We start from the raw sequence: 13,675 nt of genomic DNA, 5'->3' as shown, positions 1-13,675 counted from the left end.
CTTGACGTTCTTCAAGCTGCGGATACGGCAACTCAAAGATGACGGGACAGGCTGTTCAAGCCCAGAACATAAACCGATGTCCCTGGAACCCTTACTCATTGCAGAGCTCCTTCTGGTCGGGCTATGCACCGGTTTTCTTGCCGGCCTGCTGGGCATAGGTGGCGGCATGCTGATGGTGCCGTTCATCACTTTCATCCTCACGGCCAAAGGCTACCCGGCGGAATACACCGTGAAGATCGCGGTGGCCACTTCGCTGGCGACCATCTGCTTTACCTCGCTGTCGTCGGTACGTGCGCATCACCGGCGCGGCGCAGTGCTGTGGCCCATCGTCCGCTTGCTGGCGCCCGGCATCCTGGTGGGCTCACTGCTCGGCGCGCAGCTCGCAGTGGCTTTACCCGGAAAAATCCTGAGCATCCTGTTTGCCGTGTTTGTGGCGTTCTCTGCCACCCAGATGTTCCTGGGCCGCAAACCCAAACCCACCCGCACCCTGCCAGGCCCCTTAGGCATCTTCAGCATGGGCGGCTTGATAGGCATGCTGTCTTCGCTGGTCGGCGCGGGCGGCGCTTTTGTTTCTGTGCCCTTCATGACCTGGTGCAATGTGAAAATTCATGACGCTGTCGGCACTTCGGCCGCGCTCGGCTTTCCTATCGCAATGGCCGGCACGCTGGGCTACATCTGGGCAGGCCAGGATCTGCCGCAGATGCCGCCGGGCTCCCTGGGCTTTCTCTATCTTCCCGGCCTGGTGATCATCTCGCTGGCCAGCATTTGCACGGCGCCGCTGGGCGCCCGCACCGCGCACCGCATGGACATCCAGCCGCTGAAGAAAGTATTCGCAGTGGTTCTCTACATTTTGGCGGCGTACTTTCTCCTGCGCTGATCGGCGTGGCTAGCGCCGGCTCGATGTGGCCCGCTTCAATGACGGCCTGGTGCGAAGGCCTATCGTCTGCTCGATCAACGCGCCGCCGTCGCTCATCAGAAAATCCTTGAAGGCCTGTGCCACCGGTGTCAGGCGCTTGTTGCGGCGATGCACGACATACCAGTTCAGCATCAGTGGGAAGCCCTGGACATCCAGCACAGTCAAACTGCCAACCTGCAGTTCGCGGCTGATGGTGTGCGCAGATAAAAAACTCACCCCCATGCCGGCGATCACGGCCTGCTTGATGGTTTCCGTGCTCTTGATTTCCATGGCGATGTTGAGGTCGGCCAGGTGCGTACCAAAACCCTCTTCCATCGAGTTCCAGGTGTCCGACCCTTTTTCACGCACAACAAAAGGCTCGCTTGCCAGGCGCGAAAGCGGAATGCGCTTTTTGCTTGCCAGTGGATGGTCAGGCGCCGCCACCACCACATAGGGGTGCGGCGCAAACGGCTCGCTCACCGTATCCATGTCCAGCGGCGGGCGCACCATGACAGCCAGGTCCGTCAGGTTGTCGGTCAGCTGGTTCAGCAGTTCCTCGCGGTTGCACACGCCAAAATCCAGACTCACACCCGAATGGCGGCGGGCAAACTCCACCAGCAGGCGCGGAAAAAAATAATCACCGGCGCTGATCACCGTGACGTTCAATTTTCCGCCGGAGATGCCCTTGAACTGCGCCATGGCTTCCTCCACCTCCTTGAATTGCTGGATGATGATCCGGCTGGAGTGGAGCATCTCGATGCCTGCCGGCGTGAGGTGTATTTTTTTGCCCAACTGTTCAAAGAGCGGAAGGCCTGCATGGTCTTCCAGCTTGCTGACCTGAATGGACACTGCAGGCTGCGTCAAATGCAACTCTTCTGCGGCGCGAGAGAAGCTCAGGTTCCTGGCCACGGCTTCAAACACCTTGAGCTGGCGCAATGTCGCATTCTTCATACCGGCCTTAATCCATAACCATTAGATAATTGATAGTATCAAATGGTTTAGCAATGGCTAATCTATCGCCAGCAGGGCATCTTTGGCTGCCGCACCTGCCGGCAGCTATTTCTGGTCAGCCCACCACGACTCGCCGAACTGGCCCTGCAGCCAGCCGACAAAGCCACTGACCTTGGCCGGCACAAGTTGGGGAGAGGGATACACGGCATGGATTTCCTGCGACGGAAGCATCCAGTCGTCCAGTACGGTCACTAGCGCGCCGCTGCGTATCGACTCATGCGCCACATACTTCGGCAAGGCCGCCACGCCCATGCCGCCACGCGCCGCAACCAGGAGCGCGGAGAGATTGTTGGAGCGCAAGGGCCCGCTGACCGAGACGGGGAGCGCGTGCCCTTCGGCCCCGGTGAAATGCCAGCGGGCATCGCCTTGCACCGTGCTGTAGACCAGCGCATCGTGGGACGCAAGACCTGCGGGGCCGGCCGGTGCACCGCGTTTTTTCAGGTATTCGGGCGACGCCACCACCACCCACGGGTTGGTGCCGAGGTAGCGCGCACCCAAAGTCGAGTCGGCCAGTGGCCCCATGCGGATCGCCACATCAATGCCCTGCTCGACCAGATTGACATAACGGTCTTCAAAGCTCAAGTCGATCTGCAGCTTGGGATGGAGCTGCATGAAACGCATGACCAGCGGCACCAGCACGCGCCGCCCGAACGCCACTGACGTGGTGATCCGCAGGCCGCCCTGGACCTGCGACTGCAGCAGCGCAGCCACCGTCTCGGCCTCTTCAACATGGTGCGCGATCAGCTTGCATTTGGCGTAATACAGCGCGCCTATCTCTGTGGGTGTCACCCCGCGGGTGGAGCGATGCAGCAGCCGCGAACCCAGCTGCTTTTCCAGTTGCACGACCAGTTTGGTGGCTGATGGCTGGCCCATGCCTATGTCGGCCGCGGCCTTGCTGAAAGAGCCGAGATCCACCACGCGAATGAAAAGCCGGATGGCTTGAATACGGTCCATGGCTGCCAGTAGACCACGGTGGTCCCGGCACAGCAACTATTTATTCCAGTTTGGAATAAGCGTAATGCACGCCCCGGGGATTCCCGGGAACGGCCAACGCCACGACCATCAGTTCCATGTTTAGCAACCCTGACAGGAGACTTCAATGGCAAAAATGAAGGCCGCCATGGCCGCCGTGCTGGTGATGGAAAAAGAAGGCACTACGCAAGCCTTCGGTGTTCCGGGCGCAGCAATCAACCCCTTGTATTCGGCCTTGCGCGAGCGCCAGTCGATCACCCACGTCCTGGCACGCCACGTCGAAGGCGCCTCGCACATGGCTGAGGGTTATACGCGCGCCGCGGCAGGCAATATCGGCGTATGCATTGGCACCTCAGGCCCCGGCGGCACGGACATGATCACCGGCCTTTACTCGGCCAGCGCCGACAGCATTCCCATCCTGTGCATCACCGGCCAGGCGCCGCGCGCACGGCTCTACAAAGAGGATTTTCAGGCGGTTGACATTGAGTCGATCTCCAAACCAGTCACCAAATGGTCGTGCACCGTTCGCGAACCCGGCCAGGTACCACGCGCTTTTCAGCAAGCCTTCCATCTGATGCGCTCAGGCCGTCCCGGACCGGTTCTGCTCGATTTGCCCTTCGACGTGCAAATGGCCGAGATCGAATTCGACATCGACACCTACGAACCTCTGCCGGTCTACAAGCCCGCAGCCTCTCGCAAGCAGATCGAAAAGGCCCTGGACATGCTGGCCGCGGCCGACCGTCCGCTGATCGTGGCAGGCGGCGGCATCATCAACGCCGACGCGAGCGCCCTGTTGGTGGAGTTTGCCGAGTTGACCGGTGTGCCGGTGATTCCTACCCTGATGGGCTGGGGCACGATTGCCGACGACCACCCTCTGATGGCCGGCATGGTCGGGCTGCAAACCAGCCACCGCTATGGCAACGCCACCATGCTCGCCAGCGACTTCGTGCTGGGCATCGGCAACCGCTGGGCCAATCGCCATACCGGCTCGGTCGAGGTCTACACCAAGGGCCGCACGTTTGTGCACGTCGATATCGAACCGACGCAGATCGGCCGGGTGTTCACCCCCGACTACGGCATCGTCTCCGACGCGAAAGCGGCACTGGAGCACTTCGTGCAAATCGCCCGCGAGCGCAAGGCCGCCGGCCAGTTGCCGGACCGCAGCGACTGGGCTTACCGCTGCGCCGAGCGCAAACGCCTGATGCACCGCAAGACTCATTTCGACAACGTGCCGATCAAGCCGCAGCGGGTGTACGAAGAGATGAACAAGGCCTTTCCGCGTGACACCATCTACGTTAGCAACATCGGCCTGAGCCAGATCGCGGCCGGGCAGTTCATGCAGATCTACGGCCCGCGCCAGTGGATCAATTGCGGGCAGGCGGGTCCGCTCGGCTGGTCGATGCCGGCAGCGCTCGGCGTGGTGGCGGCCGACCCTTCGCGCACGGTGGTGGCCATTACCGGCGACTACGACTTTCAGTTTCTGCTCGAAGAACTCGCGGTCGGCGCGCAATTCCAGCTGCCGTATGTCCATGTACTCGTCAACAACTCCTACCTCGGGCTGATCCGCCAGGCTCAGCGGGGTTTCGAGATGGACTACTGCGTGCAGCTGGCCTTTGACAACATCAACGTGCCCGATTCCGACGACAAGCTGCGCAGCTATGGCGTCGACCATGTGGCGGTGGTGGAAGGCCTGGGCTGCAAGGCGATTCGCGTCAAACACCCGGACGAGATCCAGGGTGCGCTGCAGCAGGCGCGGGCACTCGCCGCCGAGCATCGCGTGCCGGTCGTGGTGGAGATCATCCTGGAGAAGGTCACCAACATCGCCATGGGCACGGAGATCGACAAGGTCAACGAGTTCGAAGACATCGACTGCCGTCACCCCGAAGGCCTGCGCGGTCTCGAGATGGCCGGCCTGCTTGAGTGAGCAGCCCTGTCCGCCCGTCACATATCAACCAAACATCGAAAGCACATCATGCCCCGCTTTGCAGCGAACCTGACCATGCTCTTTAACGAGGTGCCATTCCTCGACCGCTTTGAAGCCGCCTCCCGCGCCGGTTTTGAGGCCGTCGAATTTCTATTCCCCTATGCCTACGACGCCGGCGACATCCGGCAGCGCCTGGAAGCGCACAACCTGAAGCTGGTGCTGCACAACCTGCCCGCAGGCGACTGGGATGCCGGCGAACGCGGCATCGCCTGCCTTCCCCGCCGGGTGGATGAGTTTCGCGCCGGTGTGGCCAAAGCCGTGGCCTATGCCGAGGCGCTTGGCGTCGGCCAGCTCAATTGCCTGGCCGGCAAGGCGCCGCCCGACATGGATGGCGCGCTGCTGCGCCGCACTTTCATTGCCAACCTGCGCTATGCCGCGGCTGAACTCAAAAAGTCGGGCCTCAAACTGCTGATCGAGCCGATCAATACCTTCGACATTCCGGGCTTTTACCTGAATCGCACCGCGCAGGCGATCACGATTCTTGACGAAGTCGGCGCGGACAACGCGTTCGTGCAATACGACCTCTATCACGCACAGCGGATGGAGGGGGAACTGGCCGCGACGCTCCAGAAATACCTGCACCGCATCGGCCATGTCCAGCTGGCCGACAACCCCGGCCGCAATGAGCCGGGCACTGGCGAAATGAACTACAGCTTTCTCTTCGCCCACCTCGACCGCCTTGGCTACAAGGGCTGGGTTGGCTGCGAATACAAACCGGCCACCACGACGGAAGCGGGCCTGGGCTGGTGCTGCCAGCACCTGGCCACCGAAGCCATTGCAGCTTGAAGAAAAGGAAAAGGACCCCATGCAAGCGTCTGCTGTAAAAATTGGATTCATCGGCCTGGGCATCATGGGCGCGCCCATGGCGGGCCATCTCATCAAAGCCGGGCACCAGCTGTTTGTCCATACCCTGGGCAAGGTGCCGGAAGCGATTTCCGCCAGCACCGCCACCCAGTGCATGAGCGCCCGCGGCGTCGCCGAACGCGCCGACATCATCTTCATCATGGTGCCGGACACGCCCGATGTGGAGGCAGCATTGTTCGGTGAAGCCGGCGTCGCCGCCGGGCTCAAAGGGCCGGCGGGCAAACCGGGAACGGGCAAGGTGGTGGTGGACATGAGTTCGATCTCGCCGATCGCCACCAAAGCCTTCGCGCAGAAGATCAACGCGCTGGGCTGCGACTATCTTGACGCGCCCGTCTCGGGCGGCGAAGTCGGCGCCAGGAATGCAACCCTCTCCATCATGGTGGGCGGCTCCGAAGCCGTGTTTGAGCGCGTCAGCCCCTTGTTCGCCCTGATGGGCAAAAACATCACGCTGGTGGGCGGCAATGGTGATGGCCAGACAGCCAAGGTCGCCAACCAGATCATCGTAGCGTTAACTATCGAAGCGGTTGCCGAAGCTTTGTTGCTGGCCTCGCGTGCCGGCGCAGACCCGGCACGTGTACGCCAGGCCTTGATGGGCGGCTTTGCCTCGTCGAAGATTCTCGAGGTGCACGGTGAGCGCATGGTCAAGCGCAATTTCGAGCCAGGCTTTCGCATCGAGTTGCACCAGAAGGACCTGAATCTGGCCCTGACAACCGCGCGCCAACTGGGCATTTCGCTGCCCAACACGGCGACTGCCCAGGAGCTGTTCAATGCCTGCTCCGCGCACGGCGGCAAGGCCTGGGATCACTCCGCCATGGCGCGCGCCCTGGAAAAAATGGCCAACTTCGAGATCGGACAAAAGCCCGGTTGACCTTGCGATGGCCCATACCTTTTACGGCGCCGCAACCCGGCGCCGTTTTCTTGTCTGCCTGTTTTTCTGACGCTTCAATTCATTACTCATAAGTAATACATAGCATCAAATACTTTAACTATCATTAATTGTTCATTCTTTTTACAGTTGCCTCAAGCCCGGCGTAACAAACCACTAGATTCCGGGCAGTGCCTCCAGAGTGCCAACCTTTTAAAGGAGAACCCTCATGCTTAACACCATGCTTGACAACACCGCCGCCGAACAGGCCCGCCATGCTTACAACGCCGCATTTGAAGAACTTGGCCTGAGCTGGCATTGGGACGCCGCTACCTACGCACGCCTTCAGAACAGCGCCCACGGCGCGGTGCGCACCTACCTCGAAACCGAGCAGTCGCATTTGCTGCGTGCCTATGAAGCAGACTTTTTAGTGGAAGCCATTGAGGCCGCCAAAGCCCGCTGCCACGCAAGCATGGCCGCAGACAGGGTAAGCCCGGCGCCTTATGCCGTCTGGTCCAACCATTCGTTTACACCGGCCAACAGTCGCCCCCAAAACACCACGCCAGCACCCCGGTTCACGCCAAGTGCGCTGCATACGTGAAGGGCCGCCATGTCTAACCATTGGCTGCGGTTCAGGGAGGGGAACTCCACCGGCTTTGGAACCCTTGAGGGACAGAACATCAGGGTCCATCAAGGCGACATGTTCTCCGGCGCGATGCCCACGGACCGGATGTTGCCGCTGGCCAGCGTCGAACTCTTGATGCCGGTACGGCCAAGCAAGGTGATTGCGATGTGGAATAACTTCCACGCCTTGGGACAAAAGCTCAATCTGGCCGTGCCGGCCGAGCCGCTCTATCTGATCAAGGCGCCAAATTCGTATCTGGATCCCAACAGAACCATTGTCAAACCTCCGTGCGACGGCAAAGTTGTTTTCGAAGGAGAACTGGGCATCGTCATCGGCAAAACGTGCAAGCAGGTTCCCGAGCGCGATGCGATGGCTCATGTGTTCGGCTACACCTGTGCCAATGATGTGACCGTCGCCGACATCCTCAACCGCGATGCCTCGTTCGCGCAATGGGTGCGCGCCAAGGGCCTGGACACCTTCTGCCCCTTTGGGCCGGTCGTGGCCACCGGACTTGATCCGGAAAAACTGGTGGTCAAGACCACTCTCAATGGGGAACTCCGCCAGGACTACCCCATCAGCGACATGCGCTTTTCGGTCAGGCAGCTGGTGAGCTTGATATCCCAGGACATGACGCTCTATGCAGGCGATATCATTCTGTGCGGTACATCAATCGGAGTGGGATCCATGAAACCGGGGAGCACGGTCGAGGTGGAGATTGCCGGTATCGGCAAACTCAGCAACCGGTTCGAATAACGTTTTTGCCAGGAGTACGGGTGTGAAGATTGCGATCATTGGAGCCGGGGCCATCGGCGGTTATGTGGGTGTGAAACTGGCTTTGGCCGGCGAAGACGTCACCTTCATCGTACGGGGCGCCAACCTGGACGCGATCCGCAAAAAGGGCATGAAGCTCATCATGCACGATGGCACCGAGCATGTTGCGGACAACGTCAAGGCGACCAACAACTACGCTGAAGCCGGGCCACAAGACCTCGTGATCCTGGCCATGAAGGCGCATCAGGTAGAGGCCGTGGCCGACGACCTTCCCAAACTGTTCGGGCCTGACACCGCTGTCGTGACCATGCAAAACGGCATCCCTTACTGGTACTTCCACAACCACGGCGGCCCACTGGCAGGTAGCCAGGTCCACAGCGTGGATCCGAGCGGCCTGCAGTTGAAAATGATCCCGCCGCAGCGCGTCATCGGCTGCGTCGTCTACCCAGCCTCAGAACTGGTGGCGCCGGGCGTCGTGAAGCACATTGAAGGCGACCGCTTTCCCGTGGGCGAACTTGACGGTTCAACCAGCGAACGCGTCACGCGCATCTCGGAGTGCTTTTCCAGAGCCGGATTCAAGGCGCCGGTGCTGGACAACATCCGCTCCGAAATCTGGCTCAAGCTGTGGGGCAACCTCACCTTCAACCCCATCAGCAGCCTGGCCCACTCCACGCTCATGGACATCTGCCAATATCCGCTGACGCGCGAACTGGCGGCCAACATGATGCGCGAGGCGCAGGAGGTAGCGCACAAACTGGGCATTGAGTTCCGCGTCACGCTGGACAAGCGCATCGCCGGTGCCGAAAAGGTGGGCAAGCACAAAACCTCCATGCTGCAAGACATCGAAGCCGGCCGGGCGCCGGAGATTGATGCGCTCGTGGGCTCGGTGGTGGAGTTGGGACGCCTGACGCAAACGCCGACGCCGCACATCGACACTGTGTATGCGCTCGTCAAGCTGCTCGCAAAAACCATGGACGAAGAGCGCGGACAGGTTCGCCTTCAGCTCGCCGCCTGAACGATGGAGCCGCCAGCCGGGCAACCGGCCCGAGCCCCCTCACAGGCAATTTGCTATATTTTTTATAGCTACTAGTCCGGGAAATATCTGGGATACAGCCAGTTTTCTTATAAATTGCAGCCGAAGCCTGTTCCAGGGCTCAGGGCCCAAAAGCAAGCGACTTCTTCATCGCCTCGACAACAGCGTCTGAAGGAGTAGCAAAGTCATATTTCGCGCCAAGGTCCAGCGCCTTCAACAGCAAGGGGTTTGCGGCCTTCAGGGAATCGAACTGATTCGCAGCTTTTTTGACCACATCTGCTGAAGCGCTGGGGTGAACGTACAGCCCGTAACCCCAACTCGCGTTACTGGCGGGCACGATCACCAATTGCGCCATGTGGATACGCTCATCGGTACCGTGGTGGCTTTTCATGGTGGCAGCCTGCGCGCTCTGTAGCCGGGTGATCAGGCCTGCCCACCGGTCCGCCTGCCAGTGAAACGCAGCCTTGGTCGGCAGGTAGCTCTGCCCCAGCCCCTGTTGAGGCAATATTTCAACCACCGTGCCGCAAAAATTCTCGGCTTTGACAAGCGAAGTCGTCACGCCGCTTTTCATGCCAAAGCAGCTGGTGGTCTTGAGCTTGGCGAGCACTTTGGCTTGCTCGGCTGGAGGAAGTGTCTTCAATTCCACCGGCTTGCCGTCCTTGACCGTGCCGATGTCAGCCAGAATCAGTACAGCCGACTGGATCGGGTCCATGTTGACCGCCACCGGCCGATAGCCCGAGGCAAGACCGACTACTGGATTGCCATAGACCCAGCATGGTGGCGCGGGCTTTTTGACAGCCGTCAGAACATCCTGCGTTTCCCTGATGTTGAGCACCGGCGTTACCGACAGCCCCGTAGGGCGGATAAAGTCAACGAGTTCTTTCAGGGCACTTTCGGTTTGGGATGCTCCCTCGCCCCGGATGACTTGCGGATTGAGATAAAGGCCACCCTCGCACGACTGCGCTTGGGCGGTCACACCGCAGGAAAATAAAATTGCCAGGAACAATGCGTTTTTCATGGTTTTTACCTTTCAAAACATGGGTGAGGTTCCAGTCACTCACTTCGACGCGGAGCATCAGTTGATACGCTGAAATTCATGTTACGGCGTTGTCACACTTTCCTCCTAGGGACATACGCTATCCCCCGCCACTTCGTACGAGCCGATCCGGCTCCGGAGAAACCCTAGAGAGGCTCCAAAATCCCGCAAACTTGACCCCTGTCAAGAGTTTTTCTTTTACTTGGTAAGACCATACGCCTGCAATATGCTCGGCTAGGGAATCGACAAAGAAGTTCCAGCCAACAACAGAGTTACCCAACACAGGAGACAACGTGATGAAGACCAGATTTGCGAGCATCAGGAATAAATTGGCCGCGGCGGGGATCGGCGTTATCGCGGCAGCGACGCTAGCAGCCTTCCCGGCCCACGCGGCCTGGGAACCTACCAAGCCGGTAGAGTTCGTGGTACCTGCGGGTACCGGTGGCGGCGCCGATCAGATGGCGCGACTGATGCAGGGTATCGTCATCAAGCACAAGCTGATGAAAGAGCCACTGATCGTTGTCAACAAATCCGGCGGCGCGGGCGCAGAGGGCTTCCTTGAAGTGAAAGGAGCGACCGGGAATCCGCACAAGATCATCATCACGCTGTCCAACCTCTTCACCACGCCGCTGGCTACGGGTGTTCCCTTCAACTGGCGCGACATGACACCCGTGTCGATGATGGCGCTCGACCAGTTCGTGCTGTGGGTGAATGCCGAGAATCCCGCCAAGAATGCCAAGGACTACCTGGCAGCCGTGAAGGCCGCGGGCCCCAGCAAAATCAAGATGGGCGGCACCGGCTCCAAGCAGGAAGACCAGATCATCACCGTCGGCATTGAACGGGCCACCGGCACCAAGTTCATCTATGTGCCTTTCAAGGGCGGCGGTGAAGTGGCTGTGCAACTGGTCGGAAAACACGTTGACTCCTCTGTCAACAACCCGATCGAGGCAGTTGCCCAGTGGCGCGCCAACCAGCTGCGGGCCTTGTGCGTGTTCGATGAAAAGCGAATGACCTACAAGACTAAGGTCACCGACACCCAATCCTGGGCGGATATTCCGACCTGCAAGGAAGCCGGCGTTCCCACCGACTACACCATGCTGCGCGGCATCTTCATGGCGCCCGGTGTCTCCAAAGACCAGCTTGAGTTCTATGTCACGCTGCTCAAAAAGATCCGCGATACCCCTGAGTGGAAAGACTACATGGAAAAAGGCGCGTTCAACCAGACCACCATGTCTGGCGACGAGTTCGGCAAATGGCTGGGCAGCGCGGAGCAGCGCCATCGCGAGTTGATGAAGGAAGCTGGCTTCATCGCGAAATAACGAAAGCCCCTTCGCCGGGTTTTCCCCTGCGGGCTGGCCACGCGCCAGCCCCACAATCCATCAAGTTCGCCCTGGTCCAGGGCACCCAATCCAACGGAGTTGCTCATGCAGCCAAACCAAGAATCCGGTGCGGAAGTCCGCTCAGGCGTCGCGACCTATGTCGTTGAAGCAATCGTCGCCACCTCTATTGTGATCCTGGGCGCCGTGGTCCTGCAGGGCAGTTGGGCCCTGGGCTCAGGCTGGACCAGCGACGGGCCAGGCCCAGGCTATTTCCCTTTTTATATCGGCATCATTCTGTGTATCTCCGGCGTCGGCACCCTTTACCAGGCCCTGTTCGGAAAAACCAGAAACACCGATGTGTTCGTAGACGGCGAACAGCTCAAGCGCGTACTGTCGGTTCTGATTCCGGCCATCGTTTACGTGCTGGCTGTTCAGTTTTTGGGTCTTTACGTCGCATCAGCCGTTTACATCGCGCTCTTCATGATCGTCCTTGGGAAATTCTCCCCGATCAAGAGCGTTATTACCTCACTCCTGGTGATCGCGTTGTTTTTCTTCATGTTCGAGGTCTGGTTCAAGGTTCCCTTGTTCAAGGGCCGCTTCGAGCCGCTGAGTTTCCTCGGCTACTGAGCCCCCTCTACCCACAACGAGCCCACTGAACTTTTACCGGATATCGAAATGGAAGAACTTAATTCGCTTTTTCACGGATTCAGCGTCATCCTGACGCCGATGAACATCGTCCTGATGTTTGTGGGCATCATCCTGGGTGTGCTGATCGGCGTACTGCCCGGCCTGGGCGGCGCCAATGGCGTGGCCATCTTGCTGCCCCTGACCTTCACGATGTCGCCGACGTCGGCCATCATCATGTTGTCCTGCATCTATTGGGGTGCGCTTTTTGGCGGTGCCATCACCTCTGTCCTGTTCAACATCCCCGGAGAGCCCTGGTCGGTTGCAACCACCTTTGACGGCTATCCGATGGCCCAGCAGGGCAAGGCGGGCGCTGCGCTGACAGCCGCGTTCACGTCATCCTTCATCGGCGCATTTGTTGCCGTGGTGATGATCACCTTCCTGGCCCCCCTGGTCGCCAAGTTCGCGCTCAAGTTCGGCCCTCCCGAGTTTTTCGCGGTCTACCTGCTGACCTTCTGCAGCTTCGTGGGCATGGGCAAGGGTTCTCCGTTCAAGATCCTCGCATCGATGACGATCGGCTTTGCGCTGGCGTCGGTCGGCATGGACACCGTGACCGGGCAGTTGCGCCTGACCTTCGGCATCCCGGACCTGATGCGCGGTTTCGATTTCCTGATTGCGGTGATCGGCCTGTTCGGTATCGGTGAAATTCTGCTGTCCATGGAAGAAGGCCTGGCTTTCTCGGGCAAGAGTGCCAAGATTGATCCCAAGGTCGTGCTGGAGACCTGGAAAAAGCTGCCGAAATACTGGATGACGTCGATCCGCAGTTCGCTGATCGGCATCTGGATGGGCATCACCCCCGGCGGCGCCACTCCGGCCTCGTTCATGAGTTATGGTCTTGCCAAGAAAATGTCGAAAAATGGTTCGAAGTTCGGTACCGGCGACATCGAAGGCGTGATTGCCCCCGAAACCGCGGCGCACGCCGCCGGCACCAGCGCCCTGCTGCCCATGCTGGCGCTGGGCATTCCAGGCTCGCCTACCGCAGCCGTGCTGCTCGGTGGCCTGCTGATCTGGGGTCTTCAGCCCGGACCGTTGCTCTTCGTTGAACAGAAAGACTTCGTCTGGGGCCTGATTGCCAGCATGTATCTGGGCAACCTGGTCGGCCTGATCGTTGTGCTGACCACCGTGCCGCTGTTCGCCTCCATCCTGCGCATCCCCTTCTCCATCATTGCGCCGGTGATCGTGGTGATCTGCGCGATCGGTGCCTACACCGTGCACAACGCCATGCTGGACATCTGGTTCATGATGCTCTTCGGCGTTATCGGCTACCTGTTCAAGAAGCTGGACTATCCGCTCGCACCGTTGGTATTGGCGCTGGTCCTCGGAGACAAGGCCGAAGACTCATTCCGCCAGGCCATGCTCGTGTCGCAAGGTGAAATGTCCATCATGTGGTCTAACCCGCTGGTTGGTGGCATCACGACGCTGGCCCTGGTCTTGTTGTTCTGGCCGCTGATTTCCCGCGCCATGGCCAAGATTCGCCCACCCCGGAAGGCAGAATTTGCGACGGAGCAGCCGGTGGACTGACCTTCCCAAGGAGCCACAAAAAAGCCGGGTACACCACCCGGCTTTTTTATTCCCGCGTCGCTTTGCTTTGGCAGACCTGTCATTCCGTTTCCACA

The 13,675-nt window shown here is 59.8% G+C and carries 13 protein-coding genes; 10 read left to right on the top strand and 3 right to left on the bottom strand.

Annotation, left to right across the window (positions count from 1 at the left end; genetic code table 11):
• The first annotated feature begins 76 nt into the window (after nucleotides 1-76).
• On the top strand, nucleotides 77-877 hold the full coding sequence (locus ACQ4MS_RS17725) for a sulfite exporter TauE/SafE family protein (RefSeq protein ID WP_431095940.1): 801 nt from the start codon (nucleotides 77-79) through the stop codon (nucleotides 875-877).
• Nucleotides 878-886: 9 nt separating this feature from the next.
• Here the strand turns inward: ACQ4MS_RS17725 and ACQ4MS_RS17720 are convergent, their stop codons facing one another.
• Entirely contained in the window at nucleotides 887-1,846 is a 960-nt protein-coding gene (locus ACQ4MS_RS17720) for a LysR family transcriptional regulator (protein ID WP_431095939.1), read from the bottom strand.
• A 105-nt stretch (nucleotides 1,847-1,951) separates the two neighbouring features.
• Nucleotides 1,952-2,860 carry a LysR substrate-binding domain-containing protein gene (locus ACQ4MS_RS17715; RefSeq protein WP_431095938.1) on the bottom strand — a complete coding sequence of 303 codons (909 nt, stop codon included), beginning with the start codon at nucleotides 2,858-2,860 and terminating at the stop codon, nucleotides 1,952-1,954.
• Nucleotides 2,861-3,005: 145 nt separating this feature from the next.
• On the opposite strand from ACQ4MS_RS17715, the gene gcl reads away from it, so the two are divergent.
• The 6 genes from gcl to ACQ4MS_RS17685 all read left to right on the top strand — a co-directional run bounded on the left by gcl (nucleotide 3,006) and on the right by ACQ4MS_RS17685 (nucleotide 9,002).
• Nucleotides 3,006-4,802, top strand: a complete 1,797-nt coding sequence (gcl, locus tag ACQ4MS_RS17710) for a glyoxylate carboligase (protein WP_431095937.1) — start codon at nucleotides 3,006-3,008, stop codon at nucleotides 4,800-4,802.
• 48 nt (nucleotides 4,803-4,850) lie between these two features.
• A complete protein-coding gene (gene hyi, locus ACQ4MS_RS17705; RefSeq protein ID WP_431095936.1) occupies nucleotides 4,851-5,648 on the top strand; it encodes a hydroxypyruvate isomerase in 798 nt (265 codons plus the stop codon).
• Between the two features lie 19 nt (nucleotides 5,649-5,667).
• The gene (glxR, locus tag ACQ4MS_RS17700; RefSeq protein ID WP_431095935.1) at nucleotides 5,668-6,594 is read left to right on the top strand and encodes a 2-hydroxy-3-oxopropionate reductase; all 927 of its coding nucleotides are present in this window, start codon (nucleotides 5,668-5,670) and stop codon (nucleotides 6,592-6,594) included.
• Nucleotides 6,595-6,820: 226 nt separating this feature from the next.
• Nucleotides 6,821-7,192 carry a hypothetical protein gene (locus ACQ4MS_RS17695; RefSeq protein WP_431095934.1) on the top strand — a complete coding sequence of 124 codons (372 nt, stop codon included), beginning with the start codon at nucleotides 6,821-6,823 and terminating at the stop codon, nucleotides 7,190-7,192.
• Between the two features lie 9 nt (nucleotides 7,193-7,201).
• Entirely contained in the window at nucleotides 7,202-7,969 is a 768-nt protein-coding gene (locus ACQ4MS_RS17690; RefSeq protein WP_431095933.1) for a fumarylacetoacetate hydrolase family protein, read from the top strand.
• 22 nt (nucleotides 7,970-7,991) lie between these two features.
• Entirely contained in the window at nucleotides 7,992-9,002 is a 1,011-nt protein-coding gene (locus ACQ4MS_RS17685; protein WP_431095932.1) for a 2-dehydropantoate 2-reductase, read from the top strand.
• A gap of 139 nt (nucleotides 9,003-9,141) precedes the next feature.
• Here ACQ4MS_RS17685 and ACQ4MS_RS17680 read toward each other — a convergent pair whose 3' ends face one another.
• Complete coding sequence (locus ACQ4MS_RS17680; RefSeq protein ID WP_431095931.1) at nucleotides 9,142-10,038, bottom strand: hypothetical protein; 897 nt, start codon at nucleotides 10,036-10,038, stop codon at nucleotides 9,142-9,144.
• A gap of 314 nt (nucleotides 10,039-10,352) precedes the next feature.
• Between ACQ4MS_RS17680 and ACQ4MS_RS17675 the strand changes: the two genes are divergently transcribed.
• From ACQ4MS_RS17675 to ACQ4MS_RS17665, 3 genes are all read left to right on the top strand, one after another.
• A complete protein-coding gene (locus ACQ4MS_RS17675) occupies nucleotides 10,353-11,375 on the top strand; it encodes a Bug family tripartite tricarboxylate transporter substrate binding protein (protein WP_431095930.1) in 1,023 nt (340 codons plus the stop codon).
• A gap of 105 nt (nucleotides 11,376-11,480) precedes the next feature.
• Complete coding sequence (locus ACQ4MS_RS17670; protein WP_431095929.1) at nucleotides 11,481-12,002, top strand: tripartite tricarboxylate transporter TctB family protein; 522 nt, start codon at nucleotides 11,481-11,483, stop codon at nucleotides 12,000-12,002.
• Between the two features lie 48 nt (nucleotides 12,003-12,050).
• Nucleotides 12,051-13,580 carry a tripartite tricarboxylate transporter permease gene (locus ACQ4MS_RS17665; protein ID WP_431095928.1) on the top strand — a complete coding sequence of 510 codons (1,530 nt, stop codon included), beginning with the start codon at nucleotides 12,051-12,053 and terminating at the stop codon, nucleotides 13,578-13,580.
• Nucleotides 13,581-13,675 lie beyond the last annotated feature (95 nt).

Source organism: Polaromonas aquatica, assembly GCF_050626995.1.
Lineage (GTDB): Bacteria > Pseudomonadota > Gammaproteobacteria > Burkholderiales > Burkholderiaceae_C > Polaromonas > Polaromonas aquatica_A.
Note: the sequence above shows the minus strand (reverse complement) of the source record. Positions and strands in the feature narration are given on the sequence as shown.